Below are 21,931 nucleotides of genomic sequence, written 5' to 3'. Positions count from 1 at the left end.
GGCGATCAGTGGCTGCCGGCGGCCACCGGCGGGCAGGCGCAGTCCTTCGATCCGGCCTTCCTCAACGCGATCAACACCTTGCAGCGCATGGCGGCGCACCTGCTGGCCCAGGGCGAGCCGCAGTACCGCTTCGAGTTCAAGCCGATCCCGACCCCGGGGCTGACCGACACGCTGCTGACCCTCGATGGGCAGACGCTGCACTACTACAACCAGCGCGAGACGTGGCAGGCGTTGACGTGGCCGGGCAAGAACCAGCAGGACCCGGGCACCCGGCTGCAATGGCAGACCGAGCGCGCCGGCACCAGCAAGAGTTATGAGTTCGGCGGCCGCTGGGGCCTGGTGCGGATGCTGGAGCGGGCGCACGTCGAACCGGTGGATAGCGCGAACTACCAGCTGACGTGGCAGGCGAGGCCGGAAGCGCAGGACGCGCTGGAAGCGGCAGACGCCAAGGGGCCGAAGGCCACTGCCGAGAGCCAAGCCGATGCGCACGGCCGGACCTTCGCCGAAGATCCCGACAGCCTGACGGCGCGCCGCGCCCAGGCGCCCGTTGCGGCGGACGTGACCTATCCGGTGCGTTACCTGATGCGTACGGAAGTCGGGCAGGGGCCGCTGGAGATGCTGGCGCTGCGGGGCTTTGTGCTGCCAACGCGGATCTTCGTGGGCCGGGAGCCGCAGGCCGCGGCCCGCGCCACACCCGCCCTGCGCAAGTAGAGATAGACAGGGACAAACAGGGACAAACGCAGACAAACAGGGACAAACGACCAACCATGTTCAACAAGCTCCTCAACGCGCTCTTCGGCGCGCGTGCCCCTGCGGATCTCGCTCGCTCCACACAGGCGCGCTGGGACCCATGGCTGCAACCCATCCGTCCCGACGCCCCGGCCGGCGACGATCCGGGCTACGACGACGACTTCCTCGCCATCAAGGAGGAGGTGGCCAGGCTGTCCGGCGTGAACGACACGCTGATCGTCGAGTCCGCCGAGCGGCTGCTCAAGCTGACCGCCAAGGATTTGCGCCTGGCCGTGTATTACGTCTACGGGCGCATGCGGCGCGATGGCGCGGAAGGGGTTGCCGCCGGCTTCGAGCTGCTGTCGGCACTGGTCGACCGCTTTGGCGCCCGGCTGCTGCCCGCCCGGGCCGAGAGCCGCAAGGCGGCACTCGAATGGCTGGCCGGCGCGACGTTCACCGACCGGCTCGACCGGGTGCCAGGCCTGGCCGGCGCGCAGCTGGAACGTACCCTGTCGGCACTGGCGCTGATCCTCGAGCGCACGGCGCAGTGGCCGGAACCGGCTCGCCCGGCGCTGGATGGGCTCATCCGCCGCTTCGAGGGCCGGGTCGAATCACCGTCGGCCACCGGCAACCCTGGTGGGGACGAGCCAGCCGGGCCGGCGGCCGCCTCGGTCCTGCCCGCCTTGGGCGAGGTGGCCTCGACACGCGATCTGCTGGATCGGGCGCGCCAGATGGCGCTGTACCTGCGCCAGCAACCGCAGGGCTATCTCGCGGCCTACCGCCTGATGCGCTGCGTGCGGTGGGATACGTTGACCGAGATCCCGCCGCACGAGCACAGCGGCAAGACGCGCCTGGTGGCGCCGCGCGCCGAACTGCGTGCCCAGCTCAAGCGCCTGATGCTGCAAAAGCAGTGGCCGGAACTGCTCGACCGTGTCGAGCAGGCCTTCGCCGAAGGCGCCAATCATTTCTGGCTGGACCTGCAGTACTACGCTTTCACGGCGCAGGATCAGGCAGGCGGCGCGTACGGCCGCGCGCGCGACCTGCTTGCCACCGACTGCGCACTCATGCTCGAACGCCTGCCCGGCCTCGATCAACTGGCCTTCACGGACGGCACGCCGTTTGCGGATGACACTACATTGGCGTGGATCGCGCGCCATGCCACCGTACGCGATGTCGAGCGCGGCGAGCCCATGGCGCCGGTATCGGTCGCGTCCGCCAGCACCGACTGGGCGGAGACGGAAGCCCAGGCGGCGGACCTCGCCGCCCAACAGAGCCTCGATGCCGCGTTCGCCTGGCTGCAGGGCCTGCCGGCGCCGGACGGCGAGCGCGACCGCTTCGTGCGGCAACTGGTGATGGCGCGCGTGGCCGAGCGTGCGGGCCGCGCGGACACGGCGTTGCACTTGCTGGGCGCCCTCGAGATGAACGCGCAACGCTTTGGGCTGGCCACCTGGGAGCCTTCGCTCGCGTTCGAGGCCAAGCAACAGCTGCTGCGCTTGCTCAAGGCCCGCATGACGCGCAAGGACGCGGACAAGGGCGCGCTTGCCCAGCGCATTGAAGCGCTGGCCGGCGATCTGACCGCCATCGACCCGGCCCGTGCCGTGGCCATCGCCTGACCGGCGAGTTAACTGACAGCCTCATGACCGATCCCACCCAAGACAACGACATCCTGCGCTACTACGAAGCGGAAATGCGCTACCTGCGCGAAGCCGGCAAGGAGTTCGCCCAGGCGTTTCCCGATCGTGCACGGATGCTCAATATTGACGGCATCGGCGAGCGCGATCCGCATGTCGAGCGGCTGTTCGAGGGCTTTGCCTTCCTGATGGGGCGGCTGCGCCATAAGCTGGACGACGAGCTGCCGGAACTGACCGAAGGGCTGGTCAGCATGCTGTGGCCGCACTACCTGCGCATGATCCCGTCGCTGTCGATTCTCGAACTCACTCCGTCCGCCGGCGCCCTGGAGCGCCACGAAAGCCTGCCGGCCGGACTGGAGGTGCTGTCCGACCCTGTGCCGCTTGGCACCCAGGCAGCCAGCAGTGGCGACAGCGTCGAGTGCGTCTACCGGACCACGCAAGCGGTCGACTTGTACCCGCTGCGCCTGACCGAGGCCAACGCCTACACGCGCGAGGATGGCCGCTCGGTGATCCGGCTAAGGCTCGAACTCCAGGCGCAGGCACTGCGCAAGCAATTGGCGGTGCCGCGCCTGCGGCTCTACCTGCATGCCGACCGGCCACTGGCGCTGGCGCTGTATGCCGCGCTGACCGCCCGGCCGCAGGCCATGCAGGTGCGCATCCCCGGCCACCCGGATGAACGCCCGGGCGCGCCCCAGGCGATGCCCGGCCTGGCGCTGGAAGCGGCCGGTTTCGACGCGCAGGCGCGCCTGTGGCCCAAGGCGGACAATGCCTTTGGTGGCTACCAGCTGCTGCTGGAGTACTTCACCTTTCCCGAGAAGTTCATGTTCGTGGACCTGGTGGGGCTGGACATGGGCGCCATCCCGCCAGGCGCCGGACACTTCGACGTGGAGGTGGTGCTGGCCAGGCCGTTCCCCGACGACATGCGCTTCTCGGCGGAGAACGTGCGGCTCTTCTGCACGCCCATCATCAACCTGTTTGCTCTGGAAGCGGATCCGATCAAGGTCACGCACGTCGAGACCGAGTACCGGGTGCGGGCCATGGAGCAACACGGGCAGCATGTCGAAGCGTACTCGGTCGACACCGTGCGGGGCTTCGAGGCCGCGAGCGGCGCGCGCTTCGAGTACGCGCCGTTCGCCGCCTTTCGCCACCGGGGTGGCATGCTGCGCCACGAGATGCCGGAGCGCTACTTCCACACCCGCGTGCGCCGCGGGCCCTCGGGCAAGTTCGACACCTGGGTGGTGCTTGGCGGCCATGCCTGGGAGCAGCAACAGACCCTGCCCGAGGAGACGCTGTCGCTGTCGGTCACGGGCACCAACGGCATGCTGCCCCGCAAGGGCCTGCGCGAGGCCGGCATCACGCATATGCGCGACGGGTTCGCCAACATCGGCACCGTGCGCAACCTGACGGCGCCGACCCTGCCGGTGTACCCGCCCACCGCCGACCGCTTCCACTGGCGCGTGCTGTCGCACCTGGCGCCAAACTACCTGTCGCTGCTCGATGCCGAAGTCCTGCGCGGCAGTCTTGCCCTCTACGACTGGACGGAAGGCGAGATGAACCGCCGGCGCATCGACGCCATCACCGACGTGCGGCACCGGCCCCTGCAAAAGCTCGTCAAGGGCGGCCTGCTGCGCGGCGTGGAGATCGAGGTGGTGCTGGACAGCACCCGCTTTGCCGGCGAGGGTGACGTCGAGCTCTTCGGCGAGATGCTCAACCGGTTCCTGTCGCTCTATGCCACGCTGAACCTGTACACCCGGCTGGTGATCGTGTCGCAGCCAAGCGGCAAGCGGCTGGCATGGCCCGACAGCAAGGCAGAGGGGGCACCGTTTTGAGCCTGCCGAAACTGACAGCAACGCAGGCGCAGGAGCGCGCCTTGCTGCCGGCGCTGCTCGCCCAAGCGCCGCAGATGAACTTCTTCCGGCTCTGCGAGCTGATCGAGTTGTCTGCACCGCAGCGTCCGCCGCTGGGCACGACCGATTCCCCGGCCAATGAACCGGTGCGTTTCCGCTCGCATGGGCGGCTGGGCTTCCCGGGGCGGGAGATTGACGCGGTCGAGCACGACAGCGACCACCCCGAGCGGCCACCGGTGGTGCGGACCACCTTCCTGGGCCTTTACGGCGTGGATGCGCGCATGCCGTCCTACTTCGTGGACGAGATTGCCCAGCGCCGCGACGGGGCAGAGCCGCTGGCGGCCTTGCTGGACCTGTTTCACCACCGGATCGTCACGCAGTTCTACCGCGTCGCGCGCAAGTACCGCTATCCGGTGGGCTTCCGGCAGGGTGGACAAGACGGCGGGCAAGACGACGTGTCGTGTTACCTGCTGAGCCTGCTCGGGCTGGGCCTGGGCAAGCCGGGTGCCGAAGAGGCCGTCCCCACACGCAAGCTGTTGTCGATGCTGGGACTGGCCAGCCAGCGCACACGCACCGCCGAGGGCCTTGCCGGCGTGCTGCAGCATGCCGTGCCAGACGCGCGCATCACGGTGGAGGAGTTCTACCCCGTGTGGGTACGCCTGGACGCCACCGAGCGGATGCCGTTGGGGGAAAACTGTGTGCTCGGGCGCGGCTTCTATGACCGCGCAAACACCGTACGCGTGGTGATCGCGCCGCAGGAGCGCGACTCGGTGCTGGGGCTGATGCCGGGCCGTGCCATGCACCGGGAGGTGACGGCGCTGTTGCGCTTCTGCCTGGGCTATGCAGCGCACGCGCATCTGGAGATGCATGTGAGGCCCGCACTGATGCCGGCGCCGGCCTTGAATTCGGACCAGGTGAGCCTGGGCTACACCACGCAGCTCAGGCAGCCCGACGAAGCCGAAGCCACGGGCGCCAGCGATGCCGTCACCCGTGTGCAGCTCGGCAACTGGCGCGGGCACAGCTCGGCGCTGCCAACGCAACGCTGAACCCGCACTGTCAATGAAACGCAGCAACACGCTACAGCTACACAAAGAGGATCAATACGATGAGGCGACAGCTTCGAAACGGCGGCCTACTGCTGGTTGCCACCCATATAGCCGGTTGCGGCGTGGGCCAGGCCGTCAAGGACAGCACGGTGGAGGCGGCGAAATGGGCCTTCACGACGCAGGTCAAGACCATGCGCCTCGATCTGACCAGCCGGTCGTCGTTAAATACAAACGGCGCCGGGCAATCGTTGTCGACGGTGGTGCGGATCTACCAGCTGAAATCGCCGCAGGCCTTCGAGCAATTGACCTATGCGCAGTTGCAGACGAATGATCTCGTTTCCCTCAAGCCCGATCTGCTGGCGGCCAAGGACGTCATCCTGCGCCCCGATGCGAGCGTGAGCCTGAGCGAGCCGATGCATGCCGAGGCGGAGTATGTCGGGGTCATCGCGCTCTTCCGCAGTCCCGGCAAGGAGACGGTCTGGAAGCTGGTGGTGCCCAAGAAGCAGTGGAAGAAGACCGATCCGGTGAGGATCGAGGTGCGCGGCAGCACGCTGGAGCTGGCGGGAGCCAGCTTTGGCGGTCCGGGCGCCGTGGATGGCGGCGTCATTGTGCGTTTCGCCAGCACGCTCCGCGATAGTGAGTACATTGCGCCACATGTAAGTTAAGCTGCGGCTTATGACGACTGCATTCCCGCAATTTCCTGATATATCGCCGTGCTACTTCCCAAATGCCTTAGAGCCACTTCTGCCACTTCAGCTGCTTCCGTCGCTCTGGCCCTCGCTATCGCGTGCTTGAATCCGGCGTTCGCGGACGATTTCCTGGTGCCAGGCATTTATCGTGTCGAGCCAGACTCCCATCTGAGCCCGGCCAACAGAGTGCCGGAAGTCGAGCCAACCCGCTTCAAGGAGCGTTTCGAGCACGCCCTTCCCAAGTCGGCGGATATCACCTATGCCGTGGTGTCGCACGAACCCGGTTCGGGCGGCAACAGGGTGCACTTTCTTGTAGACAAGGACTACAGGACCGACGTGAACTCCGCGAACAAGCTATGCGTGGCCTACGCCTTTCCGGGCTGGAACGACTACTCGGCATCCCAGCCGTTCTGCCGAACCAACATTAGCAACGAGTCTGAGGCACTGCTGAAACGGCAGACGGCGGCGGCGTTCACCGTGACCTGGCAGCCCAGGAAGACGTACCTGAGCACTGAGACCATTCGGCCACAACGCAAGCCGACGGCCGACGAGGTCGGCGCTTGCGCGCTTGGCGTATGCAGCCCCGAGGCGTATGGCAAGGGGGTCAACCATTATGAGATGGCTTACTACGCGGATAGCTTTGCACTCGACAGGGTCCGGCCTTACCAGACAATCTTGTATCTCACCAAGGAGGTGCCATTGTTTGCCCGAGCCGAACGTGACACGATCCTGACCCGTCTCGGCGCGGGGACTTATGTTCCCGTCCTCTCCGCGGATGCGCGATGGTACGAAATCGAGCGCGTCGGGCGGGACGGCTCGATCACCCACGGCTGGATCGACCGCGACGATGCGGTCGCCGTGAATTGGGTTGCGCAACGTGCCAGAACGAGCAATTTCCTGTTTCGCGTCGCATTTATCGAGGGCGAGCTCACATCCGACTCCCCGCATGTGGTCGCCATTGAGATCATCGATCGGAAATCCGGAGTTCGTACTCAGGTCATTCGTGACTTTGATTCCGATCCCGGCTTTGCGGCGCCCGCGGATGCCTTGCGCGTGGTGGACGCCAATTTCGACGGCTATCCTGACATTGCGATTTTTGGCATGTCGGGAGGCGCCGGTCCGAACAGTACTGAGAACTTCTTCCTGTTTGACGCTGCCCGGCGGCGGTTCGTTTTTGATGAGACCTTGTCGGGACTGTCGCAGATCGCCATCGACTCCCGCACGCGCACCGTGCATTCGGCGCAGCGCAATAGCTGCTGCAGCCACTCGGCGCAAACTTACCGTTACGTCGGCAGAACACTGACGCTGGTTTCGACCTGGGACGAAAGCCTGACGGCCGACGGCAAATGGCTGGAGACAACCATAGGCCGCACGCGCAACGGGGAGCTGCATTACCGGACACGACGAACAAAGCCGAAGCGGTGATACGCCAGGGACGGCGTGGCGCACCCCGCCTGCCGCTTGCGGGATGGCCCGTTGAATGCGCAATCCCCAAGCGGTGCCTTACCCCATCATCGCCGACGGCAGCCGCTTCCCCACCCAATCCCGCTCTTCTTCATAGGCCCGCGCCAGGCGCAACACCGACAAATCGTCCCGCGGCCGCCCAATCAACTGCATCCCCATTGGCAACCCCTGCGGCCCAAATCCCACCGGCACGCTAATCGCCGGACATCCCGACAGCGTCCAGGGAAACACCACTTCCATCCAGCGATGATAGGTGTCCATCTCGCGCCCGGCGATCTGCTTCGGCCAGGGCTGGTTCACATCGAATGGGAAGACTTGCGCTGTCGGCACCGCGATGTAGTCGAACTGCTTGAACACGCCAAGCAGCGCTTGATACCAGGCGCTGCGTTCCATGCTGGCGGCATAGACGTCGCTTGCGTTGAGCTTGAGCATGCCTTCGATCTCCCAGATCGCGGAGTCCTTGAGCAGCGCGCGCTTGGCCGGGTCCTGGTAGAAGGGCAGCATGCCGTTGCCGACCAGGAAATGACGGTGCACCAGCCAGGTCTTCCAGAGCCGTTCCGGCGAGAACGGGGGCTTGATGGCTTCCACTTGCACGCCAAAGGCCGGGAAGGCGTTGAGGGCATCCTCGCACAGCGGCAGGATGCCGGCTTCCATGGGCAGGTAGCCGTCCCAGTCGCCCAGCCATGCCACGCGCTTGCCCTTGAGGTTGGTCTTCAGCACGTCGGCCACATTGGCCGGGGTGAGCGTGGCCAGTACCGGGTCCTGCGCGAGCGCCTGCGGCGTGCGCGCATCGGGGCCGGCCTGTGTGGCCAGCAGCAGGGCCACGTCGGCGACGGTGCGAGCCATGGGCCCTTCGTAGCCGAGTTGCTGGATAAAGACTTCCGGGGCGGGGCCGTAGGGCACGCGGCCGGCGCTGGGGCGCATGCCGTAGACGTTGCAAAAGCCGGCCGGGTTGCGCAGCGAGCCGCCGAAGTCGCTGCCGTCCGCTACCGGCAGCATGCGCAGCGCCAGCGCGGCGGCCGCGCCGCCGCTGCTGCCGCCGGCGGTGCGGCTTGCATCAAAGGGATTGCGGGTGGCGCCGTAGACGGGGTTGAAGGTTTGCGAGCCCAGGCCGAACTCCGGCGTGTTGGTCTTGCCGATCAGCACGGCGCCGGCGGCGCGTGCGCGCTCCACGATGATGGCGTCCGCCGTGGGCACGTTGTCCCGGAAGATGGGTGAGCCGAAGGTGGTGCGGATGCCGCGCGTGAGCGCCAGGTCCTTGGGGGCTTGCGGCATGCCGTGCATCCAGCCGGCTGAGCGGCCGGCGGCGAGGGCCTGGTCGCAGGCGGTGGCTTCCTGCAGCAGCACTTCCGGCTCGCGCAGCGCGACGATGGCGTTGGCGCCGGGATTTACCCGTGCGATGTGGTCCAGGTAGGCCGCCATGACTTCGCGGGCCGACAGCTTGCGGGCATGGATCTCGCGCGAGAGTTGCCAGGCCGGCATCATGACGATGGGATTCGGGCCGCTAGCCGTGGTGGCGGGGCCGGATGCGCCCGGTGCGCCGTGCTTGCCGGCGGGGGGCGCCGCGCTGGCGCTGCTGGTAGTGACGCCAGCGGCGATGCCGGCTAGCGTGGCGCCTGCCAGGTGGCCCAGCAAATGGCGCCGCGAAGGTTGTCCGGGGGCGGGGCCATTGACGGCGTTGCGCGCATTGCCGCTATCACGGTCTGTGTTGCCTGTGGGGGTCATCGTGTCGTTCCTCGTTCCGGTTTTTTTTGTCCCGCGTCTTTGTTTGCGTGAGTTTGTCACATTGGCCCGGCGCTCGCGCGAGCGGTCTTGTCCGGCGCCGGCGTCGGGCCACTGCCCAGGATCGCCGCGCGGTGCGCGCTCACGTCGTCGAGCGGCTGGCGGCGATAGCGGCCTACCTCCTCGGTGCTGAACGCCTGCACGTCGTTGTGGCCGGTGAGCGCGGGCATCAGCCAGTTCATCAGCCCGGCGATCTCCGCGTCGCTCAGGGCCGAGGCCGAGGTGCCCGGCACCTGGATCAGGAACGCGCGCCCGGCCGGCGTGGCAAGCAGCAAGGGCACGGTCTCGCGCATGTCGGGGATGCCGGCCGAGGGCTTGCCGCGTGCATCGGGCTGGTGGCAGCCGGAGCAGTGCAGCAGGTAGTTGTCGCGCGCGTGGCGCAGCTCGGCCTGCGCGCTCGCGGTCGTGGCCAGCGTAGCCAGCGCCAGCAGGCACAGCCCGCGCCGCGCGGCCGCGCGCAAGGTGCGTGCTCTGCGCGATGCCATGCTATTGCCCCGCCTCGCGCAGCTTGCGCACGGCGCCCGGGGTCTTGCGCTCGGCGCGCGCGCGGGCCAGCGTATCGGTGTTCACGGCCGGCTCGGGCGCGCCGTTGCTCACCGCCAGCCACGACAGCACGGCGGCCAGCGAGGCATCCGGCAGAGTGGCGAAGCTGGGCATGACGCCGTTGAACGACTGGCCCTGCGACTGGATCGGGCCAGCGAGGCCGTGGGTCAGCACATTGGCCAGGTAGGCCTGCCCTGCCGGTGTGGCGAGCCGCTCGCGCAGCGCGCCGGCCAGCGGCGGCGCCACGCCGGCGATGCCGGAGGCATCGGCATTGTGGCAAGCGGCGCAGTGCGTGCCGAACAAGGCCTTGCCCTGGTCGGCCAGCGACTCGGCCAGGGCGATGCTGGCGGGCGCCACGCATGCCAGGCACAGCGCGAGATGTGTGAGAGACCGCTTCATTCCTGGACTCCGAGAATGATCGAGGTGGTGCAATGGAACATGGTGCTGTCGTTGCTCATGCACCAGTTCACATCGTTGTGCACGCCCAGCCGGTAGCCCGGCCGTTCGCGCTCGTTGGTGTTGCACTCGCAGCGCCCGCAGGTGGTCTTGCCGCAGCAATCGTTGTAGCTGACCATGTAGGCCCTGCCGTCGGCCGGGTTATGGCAGGTGCCGACCCACGACACGCGCGAGGGCTCGGTGCCGGGCGGGCAGGAGGTGGAAGTGCCGCCGCAGCATGCGCACAGAAAGCCATCCACCGCGCAGTACTTCCAGTAGTCGCACGCGGTTTCGTCCTGCGCTTGCGGGCCGGCGGCCTTGCTGCCGTGCGCTCTGGCCGCGTGCGCGCTGCGGTCGAAGGGCAGCACTGGCAAGGCCATGGTCCCCACCATGACCTTGCCAAGCGTGGCCAGCACGCTGCGCCGGCTCGTGCGCTGCGCCGCGCGCCGGGTCTGGCGTTCGAAGAATCGGTCCATCCACATGGTTTTTCTCTCCCTGCCTTCAGGCACGCGTTTCCAGGAACTGCTGCACCGAGCCCACGTTAAGGTCCATCGCGGTGAACAGGCTCTCCAGCTGCTCGCGCGAATTCACCAGGCCCTTGGCGCGCAGCGTGCCACGCTCGTCCATCAGCACGCCGTACGGCAGCTTGCCGATCTGCAGGTGCATGCCGAGCTCGGGCGACAGCACATAGGGGAAGGCTTCCAGCCCTGCCTGGCGCAGGAAGGCCAGGTGCTCGGGCTGTTCGCCGTCGGAGGCGAGCACCACGCGCAGCCAGCCGGCCTCGCTGGCCTGCATCGACTTGAGTACCGGCAGCAGCTTCTTGCAGACCGGGCAGGTAGGCGAGAGAAAGAACAGCAGCGTGCTGCGGGGCTGCGCGCCGCCCACCGCCACCGGGCCGCCGCGCACATCCTGCAAGGCAAAGGGCGGCAGCGCCTCGCCCACGCGCGGGCCGGCGTCGATCACCAGCGCGCCCATCGGCGCGACGCGCTCGAACAGGATGCCGACCTGGCGGGCCAGGGCATAGAAACCGAAGAGCAGCGCCAGCACGGCAATCCACAGCACGATATTGGCAATCACAAGGGCAGTCATGGGAGTCTCACGAGAGGGTGGAATGCGTAGGGTGGCTGGAAGCCAGGTGGCCGGTGCGGCGGGTAGCGCGGTCGGCATTGACCAGCAATTGCGTGGCGCCGAGCCAGAGCAGCAACAGCGCGAGCGCGCAGAAGCCGGCGGCCAGGGTGTCGAGCCGCGTGAACGCACGGGGTGCCGCGCCGGCCGCCAGTCCGGCCGCGGCGATGGTGGCCAGTACCAGCACGGCGAGCAAGCCAAGGTTGCGCAGCAGCAGGCCAGTTGATAGCCGCAGGTTGTCGGCGTCGCTGCCGCAGCCGCAGCGGATGTCGCGCCGCCCGCGCAGCAGGTTGATGCCCACCGCTGCGCTGGCTACCGCCACCACGCATGCGGCCAGCAGCGCCGCGCCCGGGTGCAGCGGCGCGGCAACCAGCGCCGCCAGGCTGGCCATCTCGGCGCCCAGGTAGGCAAGCGCTACCGGGCGCGACCATGCGTCGGGCACCAGCCGGTAGGCGCTGACGGCGCCCCAGAAGCCGGAGAAGTCGCGCAGCTTGGGCCACAGGGAGTGCGCCAGTACCAGTGCGGCGGCGGCGGAACATGCCGCCACCACGACCGGATCGCGCAACACGTCGGAGACCACGGCGGCGGCGCTCATTGATGCAGCTCCAGCTGCACCGCGTTCTCCGCCACCTGGTCCAGGCGCGCCACCGGCTTGAGGCCCCGGGCCGGGTCCAGCGACACCACGCCGGCCTTGGCGGCGTCCAGCACATACAGCGTCGGCCGCGGCCCTTGCGTGATGGTGAGCGCCAGCGCATTCTGCCCCGGCGCGCGGGCGATGCGCTTGTGCTGCGCCAGGTCGATGGTCCAGATCTCGGCGGCGGGGGTCTTGTGCGATCCCTCCTTGCTGCGCGGATGCATGCCCAGGTACAGGCGGCCCGTGGCCGCGTGCAGCGCGAACAACTGGTAGCCGCCCGGCTTCCAGCCCGCCTTGCGGTCCGCCGCGTCCACCACGGGCCAGGGCTGCGCGAAGACGGGTGTCTCGCCCGAGAGATCCGCGCTGTAGACGTTGCCGTTGAAGGACACGAAGGTCAGCGTGTTGCCCACGCGCTCGCTGTGCAGGAAGACCGGATCGGCATCGGGATCGAACATGCGCGCGCTGCGCTTTTGCCCGCTGGGCTGGCCGGCGGCGTCATGCGTCACCGTCAGCATCGTGCCGTCGCTGCACAGGGTGCGAAAACGCTGGCTGGACGCCTCGGTGGCAAATATGCCCCAGCAGCCTGGGGTTTGCGCCTCCGCCACGAACTTGCCGGCCTGCAGGTCGACGATGCTGACCGAGGTGGCGGGCGTGGCATTCTGCACATAGAGAAAATGCCCGTCGGCGGATACCGCGGCGATGCCCCGGTAGTTCAGTGACTGTGCGTGCTTGGGCGGGATCACGATCTCGCTGCGGTAGGCCAGCGTGGCGGTGTCGTACAGGCTCACCACATCGGCCCGCTCGCCGCGCGCGAGCCGCGTGTAGAACGTGGAGATCACATACAGCGTGCGCTTGTCCGGGGACAACACGCTCTGGCCGCCGAACGCGGTGGGCACCAGCCCAAGGTAGCGCATGCGCTTGCCGTCCACCACGTGCAGGCGCCCGTCCACCATGTGCTTGAACGCCACATCGGAGATGTAGAGCCGGCCATCGTCGGCGGGCGCGAGCGGCAGCACGGAGAGGGTTTCCGGCTGCAGTTCGCCGGTGTTGGTGGCATCGCTGGCGTGGCCGGCATTGGCGGCGGCGGCTGGCAAGGCTAGCACGCTCAACATCGTCGCTGCGGCTAATCTGCGTACCACGCCAGGCCGTCGGGTGATGGCCCTGGTGCTTACCTCGTTCACTGGATGGCTCCTTGGGATGCGCTTTGCAATGGGGCCAGTCTACGAACGGGGGCGGCGCGGGCGTTATCCGAAATCGGCAACGGCGGCACGGGGATATTCACCAATGCCGGCCCGGCTGCGTGGCACGCTGGTGTGTGCCGTCATGGTGGCCATGCGGTGCATGGCGCCCACACGGCGCGGCGGGCGCGCCTGCCCGCGGTGCGCGCCATCCGGCGCCACGGCGAACCTGCACGGTTGCTGTGCATGGAGGGCCATGTGGGGGGGTAATGCTCAGGCGCAGGCTTATCCGTTTTCGGAAACGGAGCAGAATGGGCAGTGGGGCTGAGGAGGGCGAAGGCGCCGCAGCCGGGGTGGCAGTAGCGGCGGCAAAAGCGGCGGCAAGAGCGGCTGCAGAGCGGCTGCAGAGCGGCGCCGGAGCGGCCCGAGGCTGCCACCATGCTACGATCCGCGCCTAATACGGAGAATGAAGATGTTTTATACCTGCCAGAACCAGTCGTGCCAGACGCGTTGGGACCCCAAGGACGTCACGGTCAAGGACGAAGGCCAGGGACCGCTGTTTCGCTGCCCGGTGTGCAACTCCCGCAACCCGGTCGTGCCCCAGCGCAAGTCCGACGGCACCATCGTCTACAAGCAGCGCACCCGCTAAGGGGCTGGCCAGGGGGCTGCTCAAGGCCCTTCATGGCCTTTCATGGCCCGTTGACGCGCCGGCCAGGGGCGCTCAGCCGCCGGCCCGCTTGGCGGTCATCCCGCGCTGCTTGAGTTTTTCCACTACCGTGTCGCAGTGGTCGCCCTGGATTTCGATCACGCCGTCCTTGACGGTGCCGCCCGAGCCGCAGGCGGCCTTCAGTTCCTTGCCCAACTGCGCCAGCGACAGCGCGTCCAGCGCCACGCCGCGCACCAGCGTCACTCCCTTGCCCTTGCGGCCCTTGGTCTCCCGCGACACCCGCACGATGCCGTCCCCTTGCGCGGCGGGCTGCGCCTTGCCGCACGTGCAGGCCGCCAGCGCATTGCCGCAGCCGGGGCACATGCGGCCGTGTTCGGTGGAGTAGACCAGCGAGCTGGCGGGTTTCGGGTGAGACATGACAGGCGTTCCGGGTGACGGGCTGGCTGGCGCAGCCCGGGGCAGGCAGCGTACGACAAGCGCTCGGCGCCTGCAAGAGGGCGATGGCGCATTTCAGGTGCCGCTTGCTGCCCTCGCCAACGGCCATGGCTCACTCGCCGTAGCGCTGCCCCTGCGCGATCAGCTCCGGCGTACCGATGACGCCGTTCAGCCCGTCGAAATCCAGCATGGCATCGCGCATCGGCGCGGTGGTGCCATGTTCGAGCAGGCTGCCGTAGTAGCGCTTCATCTGCGCGCCGATGAAGCGCACCACGCCACCCGGGAAAATCACGATGCGAAAGCCCCGGCCGGCAAGTTCGGCGGCGCTCTGCACTGGCGTCTTGCCACCTTCCACCATATTGGCCAGCAAGGGAACGCGCCCGGCAAAGTGCGCGCAGACGCGCGCCATGTCTTGCTCGGTGCGCAAGGCTTCGATAAACAGCGCGTCGACGCCGCATGCCACATAGGCCTCGGCGCGTTCGATCGCCGCGTCCAGTCCCTCGATGGCCACCGCATCGGTGCGGGCCAGGATCAGCGTGCGCGACGAAGCGCGCGCGTCCAGTGCGGCCTTGAGCTTGCCGCACATCTCGGCTGCCGCGACAACGCGCTTGTTGTCCAGGTGGCCGCAGCGCTTGGGAAAGGTCTGATCCTCGAGCTGGATCATGGCCGCGCCGGCGCGTTCCAGCGTGCGCACGGTCCGGATCACGTTGAGCGCATTGCCGTAGCCGGTATCGGCATCGACGATCAGCGGCAAGTCGACGCGGTCGGTGATCCTGCCGACGATATCCACCGTCTCGGTGGCGGTGGTCAGGCCCACGTCCGAGCGCCCGAGCTGCGTGTAGGCCACGGCGGCGCCAGACAGGTAGAGCGCTTCAAATCCCGCTTGCGCGGCGACCAGCGCCGAGAACGCGTCGTAGACGCCGGGCACCAGCAGCACGCGCGGTTGGCGCAGGCGGTCGGCGAGGGATGGAGTTGTCATTGTTGTTTTCGGTGTGGCCGCCCATGGCCGGCGTGGAAAACGCCGGCCATGGCGCTTGCCCTTCGAGGGGATGTGGTGCGGCATGATAGCGAATAACGAGCGAGCGCTCAGCCACTGGCGCGAGGCGCGCCATGTCCATACATTAGGGGGCGAAAGTGCCAGAGCGAAAGGTGCCCGGGCCTTCGTTGAAGGCGCTCACCAGGCACGCAATGTCTGCATCGGGCCCGGGTGCTTGACGGTGGGGCACTTGTGCGGCGCCCCCTTGCACACTGTCGGCGGCGCTGCCTAGCGCCCGACAGGGCTTCCGTAAAATGCACCAGTGCGGGGATTCGAAACGATGTAGGTATTGCGTCTTGCCCAAGTCTGGGCAGCCATGAAGACTTCGGGCTCGCGCTGGCTCCAGTCACTCGTCATGAGTGGTACAGCCTCCTGCTCCGTCGTGGCATACACGACGGCCTGGTGAAGGGCGGCCCGGCCTTGGCTTCCTGGAATGGTAATGGTGCGAATCGTCACGCGCATCGTCAAAGGCCTCAACGTGTTTGGACTGCAAAGTATGGCTGCCTTTCAAGGACAGTATTGTGACAGCGTAGTGTCCTGATCTGCCCTGGAAGGCTGTGCCATGGGGGCTTGGCGAAGCCGTGACAATCGGGTTTGCGGCCTCGCGGTGAATAGGGAGCATCCATGCCCGATCATACGCGCAAGCACTAATCGGGCCAACGACATCTGTTGTGGCGCGTCGACAGGCTGGGAACCGCCCGCGGCGCGCACCGAGGCCATTCGGTTTCAGGCTTTAGCCGGGTTCGTCGCCGATCCGAGCGAGAAATAGATTACCCGGCACATTTTTACCGGCTGGAGAATGCAATCTCCCAGCGCCAGCGACTAAAGCGCTGCTTTGTCGATCGCAATGCCGAGTTCGCCCGCCATGCGCTCCACCAGCGCCTGAAGCCGGTTCACCTTTTCCGCCAGTTCCTTTTGCTCGGCTTTGAGCGACTCGAATTCGGAGGGCGAGATGCTGTCGTCAGTGCCGCCGCGCTCGCCGATGTCATCGATGCTGACTTCGCCGCACAGCAGGTGCATCCAGCGGTTCTCACGTCCGCCGGGAGCGCGCGGCAGCTTGACGACGAAGGGTGGCCCGGCGGCGGCCAGCTCTTCCAGGAACACCTCGACCGACGAGATGTCGGCAAATGCGTGCAGGCGCGCGGAGTTCAGTCTCAGTTCCGCGGCCGTCTGGGGCCCGCGCAGCAGCAGCGTGGTGAGCAACGCGACCGACTGGCTCGGCACGCCCAGCACGCGTTTCATATTCTGCTCGAATCGCGGCACGCGGCTGCTGCTGCCTTCCATGGCCAGGCTCAGGCGTTTCAGGCCATCGATGGCGGTGAGGATCTCGGCCTCGGAGGCATTCATCACCGGTGAGCGCGCGGTCTTCTGGTTGCAGCCGGATGCCAGTGCGTTGAGCGACAGCGGATAGGTGTCCGGCACCGTGTGCTGCTTTTCGACCAGCACGGCCAGCACGCGCCCTTCAAGCTGCGTCAGGGAACGGATGGCCGGGCGTGCGGGGGTGTCGGGATTGGGATTCATGAGTGGTATCGCTAGGTGAAGCTGCTTGCCCCGGGCCGGTCCGCGGATCCGCGGATCCGCTGATCGTGGGTCGGCCGGAGGCGCTTTGTTTGGTGGGCATATGATATCCGCTCAGGGGGCGGGGCAATGTGAGTTTGCGTGAACCTGGCGCCCGTGTGGCGCGCCCCTAAGGGTTGCCGGCCTCCCGCAGGGCATCGGCGATCAAGGCGACCGCCGGCGCAACTGCCGCATCCCGCTGGGTAATCAACACCATCCGCCCGGAGGCGAACGGCGTGCGCAGGCGCACCTGGTGCACCATGGACGTCTGCGCGTAGTGGCGCACGGCGCTGGCCGGCGCAATCGTCAGGAAGCCACTCGCGGCAACCATCGACAAGCTGCTGTGAAATGAGATCGATTCGATATGCGGCACGGGCGGCAACTGACCGCTATCGAGAAACGGCTGCTCGAAGATCTCCCGCGTGTGGGTGCCGCGCGGCGGCAGGATCCAAGGCCCTTCATGCAGTGCCGGCAGGCTTACCTCGCGGCGCCTGGCCAAGGGGTGGTCCCGCGCGCAGGCAATGGCCAGGTGTTCGTCCCATAGCGGCGTGATGGCCAGCCGTTCCCGCGATTGCGCGGGATGACTGGTTTCCAGCCGGCCTATGACACAGTCGAGCTCGCCACCGGCGAGCAGCCCGAGCAGGCCGCTGACGGTGTGCTCCCTTACCTGCAAGCGCGGCAGCACACCCTGCCGGCTCAGCGTGGCGATCAGCCTTGGCAGCACGTTGACCCCGACCAGCGGCAGCACGCCCATGCGCACCAGCGGGATCTCCGGGCGGGCCGCCAGGGCCTCGCTGGCCGCGTCCAGCGCGCCCAGCGCAATGCGCAGGCGCTCCAGCGCGCGCTCGCCCGCCGGGCTCAGGCGGCCGCCTCGCGTAGTGCGCTCGATCAGCGTGCAGCCGAAAGCTTGCTCCAGCTCCTGCAGCATCTTGGTCACCGCCGGCTGGCTGATGTGCATGACCTCGGCGGCAGCGGTCAGGGAGCCGGTTCGCGCCACCAGGTCCAGCAGCCGCAGATGGCGGATACGCAGGCGGTCGATCCGGTTCGGATGGGCGGCGCTCGGCGCAGCCACGCGCGAAGGGGAAACCATTGCCATAACCAATCCTGATGGATTCATAAGAACTGGATCATTGTCTCGAATGATGGCGCGGCGTGACAATCGGGCAAAACCAGAAAGGAGACCTGAGATGCCTGCATCCACCCGCCGCACGCGCCGCCTGATGCTGCGGACCCTGCTGACGCTGCCCGTTGCGGCAGCATCCGGCCTGCCGGCTTCGGCGTTTGCCGCGGACGACTACCCCAGCCGCCCGATTCGCCTGGTGGTGCCGTATGCCGCTGGCGGCGGCCCGGATATCCAGGCGCGCAAGCTGGCCGAAGTGCTGGGCAGGGAGCTTGGCCAGCCCATCGTGGTGGAGAACAAGGTGGGCGCGGCAGGCATCCTTGCTGCCGAATCCGTGGCGCAGCAGCCGGCCGATGGCTACACCGTGCTGCTGGGCGCCTCCACCCATGTCGCGCAGAAGCTCTTGCAGCCATCCGTCAAGTTCGATCCGGCGGCGTTCACCCACGTGATCCGCATCGGCGTCAGCCCCGCCGTGCTGGTGGTGGGGGCGAATTCGCCGTACCGCACCGTGGGCGAACTGGTGGCCGCCGCGCGGCGCTCGCCCGGCTCGCTGAACTATGCATCGGGCGGCATCGGCTCCGCCGCGCATATCTGCGGCGCGGCTTTCGCATCGGCGACAGGCATCAACGCGGTCCATATCCCCTACAAGGGCTCGGTGGAGATCGTGCCGTCGCTGATCAAGGGCGATACGCAATTCGGTTTTCCGGTAGCGACCACCGCGGTGCCGCAGATCGGCAATGGCAAGGTGCGCGCGCTTGCCGTGACCTCGATGCAGCGGATCCCCGCGCTGCCAGGCGTGCCGACCCTGAACGAGGCGCTCGGGCGCAGCGATCTCACGCTGGATTCCTGGAGTGGCATCTGGGCCCCGGCAAACCTGCCTAAGCCCTTGGTGGCGCGCTTGCATGCCGCCATGCTGAGGGCACTGGCGGATCCCGGGCTGCGCCGTTTCTATGCCGAGACAGGGGCGCTCATCGAACCAAGCCCCACGCCCGAATCCTTCACCCGCCTTGTCGCCGAGGAAACCGCCAGGATGCGGCAGGTGATCGAGAAAAACCACATCACGATCGAGTGAGCCTGCCATGCCTGTCACCGTTACCCATTCATTCACCCCGCTCGCGGGCATCCGCGTGCTCGATTTCTCGCACGTCATCGCCGGTCCCTTCGCCACCTTCCTGCTGGCGCAGCTCGGGGCCGACGTGACCAAGGTGGAAAACGCCAACGGCGGCGATGTCATGCGCCGCGCCGGACGGGGCCGCGAGGGCTTCGTCGCGCTCAACGCCGGCAAGTCGTCGCTGGCCCTCGACCTTGGCAGCGAGCAAGGGCGCCAGCATGCGCTGGAGCTCGCCGCCACCTGCGATGTCTTCGTCGACAACCTGCGCCCGGGCGTGCTGGAGCGCTTCGGGCTCGGCTTCGAGGCGGTGCTTGCGCTGAATCCGCGCGTGGTCTATTGCAGCATCTCCGGCTTTGGCCGCGGCGCGCCGGCATGGCGCGGCCGGCCCGCTTACGACCATGTGGTGCAGGCTGCCACCGGCATGGCTTACATGGCGGGCAACGAGGGCGACCCGCCCATCAAGACGGGGTTCCCGGTCATCGATTCCGCCACGGGGCTGCTCGCCGCCTTCGCCATCCTGGCCGGCGTACGCGACAGCGAGCGCACCGGGCGCGGCATGCTGCTCGATATCTCTATGGCCAGCGCCGGCATGCAGCTGATGTACCCCATGGCCTGTGACGCGCTCACACGCGGCGCCACGCCACCCCGGCAGGGCAACCAGGGCTACTCCGGCAGCCCCTCCGCCGATTTCTTCCGCACGCGCGATGGCTGGCTGGCCATCGGCGCCAACACGCCAGGCCAGTTGCTGGCATTGCTCGAAGCGCTGGGCCTTGGTCATCTGGCGCGGGATCCCGCCTTGTTCAATCCGCCGCTGGAACGCAGCGGCCTGCCTGCCTTTGTGCGCTCGCTCGATCCGGGCGCGCTCAAGGAGGCGCTCGCCGCCGCGCTGGCCGATGGCTTGGCCACGGAGCTGGAAGCGCGGCTTAGCGCGTGCGGCATTCCGGCCGCGCGCCTGCGCAACATCGCGGAGTTTGCCGCTGAATCACGGGACAACGGCAGCCTGGAAACCATCGAGCTGCGCGATGGCGATGCCACCGTGGTGTCGCCGGGGCTGGGTTTCCGGGTGCGCACCGGACGCTAGGCCAGGCCGCTTGGCTGCAACCTTGCGTTACTGTTCTTGACCCTCAGGATGGATGGGCATCACGACCTGTTCATCTCTTTTTCACGATACGAGATCGCGCGCCATCAGGCTGGCGGGTAGTTGATCCGTTTACCTACACTCCGCTAATTGTGTAGATCAGGCTAACTGACGTAGACCACAGGCGGGGGGGATGGAAGATGCGATTGACCATGGCGAAGGCGGGCTTTGCGGGCTTGACGTGTCTGGCGTTGAGCGCGGGGGCTTACGCGCAATCGGCGAGTTCTTGCGGCGGGATCAGTTGCAACGGCAACAACAACAACGACTACAACTACAACAGTAATCGCGGCCAGCTTCTCGATCACAGGACCACGCTGCGCCTGAGCGCGGCCGCGCTGGCCGGCGTTCTCAACGCGAGCGATTCAGGCCGGCAGCTATTGCAGATCGCCGGCACCCCTGCATGCGACCTGGAGATCGTCTACTTCCGCTACCGCACCATCGGCGGCGCCAATGAGCCCACCACCGCGAGCGGCGCGCTGATGATTCCAAGCGGCGGGCGCGCATGCAGTGGGCCACGCCCGGCGTTGATGTACGCGCATGGCACCACCACCTACCGCAAATTCAACCTTGCGGACCTGACGCAGAAGGACCCGGGCAACGGTGATGGCGCCTCGGAGGGCATCAGCGTTGCGGCCATGTATGCCGCGCAGGGCTATATCGTGGTGGCGAGCAACTATGCGGGTTACGCCGGCTCCGAGCTTTCCTATCATCCCTACCTGAATGCCCAGCAGCAATCGGCGGACATGATCGACTCGCTGCGGGCCGCACGGGTTGCACTGGCCCGGGCGGACTCGGGCAAGGCGGCCCGGGAGAATGGCAAGCTCTTTATCACCGGATATTCGCAGGGCGGCCACGTTGCCATGGCCACGCATCGCGCGCTGCAGGCGGCGGGCATCAACGTGACGGCGGCTTCCACGGGTTCGGGGCCCTATGCCATGGCGGCCACCGGCGACGCGCTGATCGCGGGTGAGGTGGATCTGGGTTCCACCATCTTCACGACCTTGGTGGCGACCAGCTACCAGAACGCCTACGGCAATATTTACCGCAGGCCGGGCGACCTGTTTGAGGCCAGCTACGCGCGTGGCATCGAGGATCTCCTGCCGAGCGTGACGCCAATCGACACGCTGATTGGCAACGGCAAGCTGCCTGCCACGGCGCTCTTCAGCCCTTATCCGCCGGCTGCGCAGTTTGCCTCGCTGACGCCGCCGGCTTCGCCCCCGCTGGCGCCGCCTGAGCTGACGCCGATCTTCGCCCTCGGGTTTGGCAAAGGCAACCTGGTGCGCAACAGCTTCCGCCTCGGCCTGCTGGAAGACGCGCTGGTGAATCCGGATGGCGCGTTCCCGTACACCACGGTGGCGATGGCGCCGGCGGCCAGCCCGGTTGCGCCGCTGCGCCAGGCGTTCAAGCGCAATGACTTGCGCAACTGGATCCCGCGTGCCCCGGTGCAGCTTTGCGGCGGTCGCTTCGACCCGACGGTGTTCTTCTTCAAYGCGACCGTGCAGCAGGCGTATTGGCAGAATGCCAAGGTGCCGGCGGGGCTGACTTCGGTGCTGGATGTGGATGCGCCGGTGGCCGGGCCTGCCGATCCGTACGCCCCGATCAAGCAGGGATTTGCGCTGGCCAAGGCTACGCTCGCCGCGCAGGCCGTGGCGGCGGGCGCAACCGACGGTGGTGCGTCGGCGGTGATCGAGGCCTACCACGGGAGCCTGGTGGCGCCGTTTTGCATGGTCGCCGCGCGTGGGTTCTTCGGGAATTTCTGAGCAA

21 protein-coding genes are annotated in these 21,931 nt (G+C 67.4%); 10 read left to right on the top strand and 11 right to left on the bottom strand.

Going from position 1 to position 21,931, the window contains the following annotated elements; all coding sequences use genetic code 11:
* From AB4061_RS19050 to AB4061_RS19025, 6 genes are all read left to right on the top strand, one after another.
* A partial coding sequence (locus AB4061_RS19050; RefSeq protein WP_441636465.1) for a type VI secretion IcmF C-terminal domain-containing protein occupies window positions 1–711 on the top strand: 711 nt, incomplete at its 5' end.
* Window positions 712–767: 56 nt separating this feature from the next.
* Window positions 768–2,342, top strand: a complete 1,575-nt coding sequence (gene tssA / locus AB4061_RS19045) for a type VI secretion system protein TssA (protein ID WP_441636463.1) — start codon at window positions 768–770, stop codon at window positions 2,340–2,342.
* 23 nt (window positions 2,343–2,365) lie between these two features.
* Entirely contained in the window at window positions 2,366–4,189 is a 1,824-nt protein-coding gene (gene tssF / locus AB4061_RS19040) for a type VI secretion system baseplate subunit TssF (protein WP_441636461.1), read from the top strand.
* Window positions 4,190–4,263: 74 nt separating this feature from the next.
* Entirely contained in the window at window positions 4,264–5,253 is a 990-nt protein-coding gene (tssG, locus tag AB4061_RS19035; RefSeq protein WP_441636483.1) for a type VI secretion system baseplate subunit TssG, read from the top strand.
* Between the two features lie 59 nt (window positions 5,254–5,312).
* The gene (gene tssJ, locus AB4061_RS19030; protein WP_441636459.1) at window positions 5,313–5,918 is read left to right on the top strand and encodes a type VI secretion system lipoprotein TssJ; all 606 of its coding nucleotides are present in this window, start codon (window positions 5,313–5,315) and stop codon (window positions 5,916–5,918) included.
* Window positions 5,919–6,044: 126 nt separating this feature from the next.
* On the top strand, window positions 6,045–7,367 hold the full coding sequence (locus AB4061_RS19025; RefSeq protein ID WP_441636457.1) for an XAC2610-related protein: 1,323 nt from the start codon (window positions 6,045–6,047) through the stop codon (window positions 7,365–7,367).
* A gap of 78 nt (window positions 7,368–7,445) precedes the next feature.
* On the opposite strand, the gene AB4061_RS19020 is transcribed toward AB4061_RS19025, so the two are convergent.
* The 7 genes from AB4061_RS19020 to AB4061_RS18990 all read right to left on the bottom strand — a co-directional run bounded on the left by AB4061_RS19020 (window position 7,446) and on the right by AB4061_RS18990 (window position 13,037).
* Window positions 7,446–8,888 (bottom strand): amidase, encoded by a 1,443-nt coding sequence (locus AB4061_RS19020; RefSeq protein ID WP_441636481.1) that lies wholly within the window; start codon window positions 8,886–8,888, stop codon window positions 7,446–7,448.
* Between the two features lie 299 nt (window positions 8,889–9,187).
* Complete coding sequence (locus AB4061_RS19015; RefSeq protein WP_441636455.1) at window positions 9,188–9,673, bottom strand: cytochrome C; 486 nt, start codon at window positions 9,671–9,673, stop codon at window positions 9,188–9,190.
* Window position 9,674: 1 nt separating this feature from the next.
* Window positions 9,675–10,130, bottom strand: coding sequence for a c-type cytochrome (locus AB4061_RS19010; RefSeq protein WP_441636453.1), 456 nt, complete (start codon window positions 10,128–10,130; stop codon window positions 9,675–9,677).
* Window positions 10,127–10,648, bottom strand: a complete 522-nt coding sequence (locus AB4061_RS19005) for a methylamine dehydrogenase light chain (protein WP_441636451.1) — start codon at window positions 10,646–10,648, stop codon at window positions 10,127–10,129. The genes AB4061_RS19010 and AB4061_RS19005 overlap by 4 nt, the downstream gene beginning before the upstream one ends.
* Window positions 10,649–10,667: 19 nt before the next feature.
* Window positions 10,668–11,255, bottom strand: a complete 588-nt coding sequence (gene mauD / locus AB4061_RS19000; protein ID WP_150984382.1) for a methylamine dehydrogenase accessory protein MauD — start codon at window positions 11,253–11,255, stop codon at window positions 10,668–10,670.
* A 7-nt stretch (window positions 11,256–11,262) separates the two neighbouring features.
* Complete coding sequence (locus AB4061_RS18995) at window positions 11,263–11,886, bottom strand: MauE/DoxX family redox-associated membrane protein (RefSeq protein WP_441636449.1); 624 nt, start codon at window positions 11,884–11,886, stop codon at window positions 11,263–11,265.
* On the bottom strand, window positions 11,883–13,037 hold the full coding sequence (locus tag AB4061_RS18990; protein WP_441636447.1) for an amine dehydrogenase large subunit: 1,155 nt from the start codon (window positions 13,035–13,037) through the stop codon (window positions 11,883–11,885). Before AB4061_RS18990 ends, AB4061_RS18995 begins: the two co-directional genes overlap by 4 nt.
* Window positions 13,038–13,575: 538 nt before the next feature.
* Between AB4061_RS18990 and AB4061_RS18985 the strand changes: the two genes are divergently transcribed.
* Window positions 13,576–13,752 carry a hypothetical protein gene (locus tag AB4061_RS18985; RefSeq protein ID WP_170301757.1) on the top strand — a complete coding sequence of 59 codons (177 nt, stop codon included), beginning with the start codon at window positions 13,576–13,578 and terminating at the stop codon, window positions 13,750–13,752.
* A 72-nt stretch (window positions 13,753–13,824) separates the two neighbouring features.
* Here the strand turns inward: AB4061_RS18985 and AB4061_RS18980 are convergent, their stop codons facing one another.
* The 4 genes from AB4061_RS18980 to AB4061_RS18965 form a co-directional block, all read right to left on the bottom strand.
* Window positions 13,825–14,187 carry a translation initiation factor Sui1 gene (locus AB4061_RS18980; RefSeq protein ID WP_441636445.1) on the bottom strand — a complete coding sequence of 121 codons (363 nt, stop codon included), beginning with the start codon at window positions 14,185–14,187 and terminating at the stop codon, window positions 13,825–13,827.
* A gap of 130 nt (window positions 14,188–14,317) precedes the next feature.
* Window positions 14,318–15,184, bottom strand: coding sequence for an isocitrate lyase/PEP mutase family protein (locus tag AB4061_RS18975; protein WP_441636443.1), 867 nt, complete (start codon window positions 15,182–15,184; stop codon window positions 14,318–14,320).
* A gap of 879 nt (window positions 15,185–16,063) precedes the next feature.
* On the bottom strand, window positions 16,064–16,762 hold the full coding sequence (locus AB4061_RS18970; protein WP_441636441.1) for a YceH family protein: 699 nt from the start codon (window positions 16,760–16,762) through the stop codon (window positions 16,064–16,066).
* A 166-nt stretch (window positions 16,763–16,928) separates the two neighbouring features.
* A complete protein-coding gene (locus AB4061_RS18965; RefSeq protein WP_441636439.1) occupies window positions 16,929–17,894 on the bottom strand; it encodes a LysR family transcriptional regulator in 966 nt (321 codons plus the stop codon).
* 91 nt (window positions 17,895–17,985) lie between these two features.
* On the opposite strand from AB4061_RS18965, the gene AB4061_RS18960 reads away from it, so the two are divergent.
* The 3 genes from AB4061_RS18960 (at window position 17,986) to AB4061_RS18950 (ending at window position 21,927) form a co-directional block, all read left to right on the top strand.
* Complete coding sequence (locus AB4061_RS18960; protein WP_441636437.1) at window positions 17,986–18,990, top strand: Bug family tripartite tricarboxylate transporter substrate binding protein; 1,005 nt, start codon at window positions 17,986–17,988, stop codon at window positions 18,988–18,990.
* 7 nt (window positions 18,991–18,997) lie between these two features.
* The gene (locus AB4061_RS18955) at window positions 18,998–20,110 is read left to right on the top strand and encodes a CaiB/BaiF CoA transferase family protein (RefSeq protein ID WP_441636435.1); all 1,113 of its coding nucleotides are present in this window, start codon (window positions 18,998–19,000) and stop codon (window positions 20,108–20,110) included.
* 197 nt (window positions 20,111–20,307) lie between these two features.
* On the top strand, window positions 20,308–21,927 hold the full coding sequence (locus AB4061_RS18950) for an alpha/beta hydrolase family protein (RefSeq protein ID WP_441636433.1): 1,620 nt from the start codon (window positions 20,308–20,310) through the stop codon (window positions 21,925–21,927).
* Window positions 21,928–21,931: the final 4 nt, after the last annotated feature.

The organism is Cupriavidus sp. YAF13 (assembly GCF_052113425.1).
Lineage (GTDB): Bacteria > Pseudomonadota > Gammaproteobacteria > Burkholderiales > Burkholderiaceae > Cupriavidus.
This window is presented reverse-complemented; position numbering and strand designations above follow the sequence as displayed.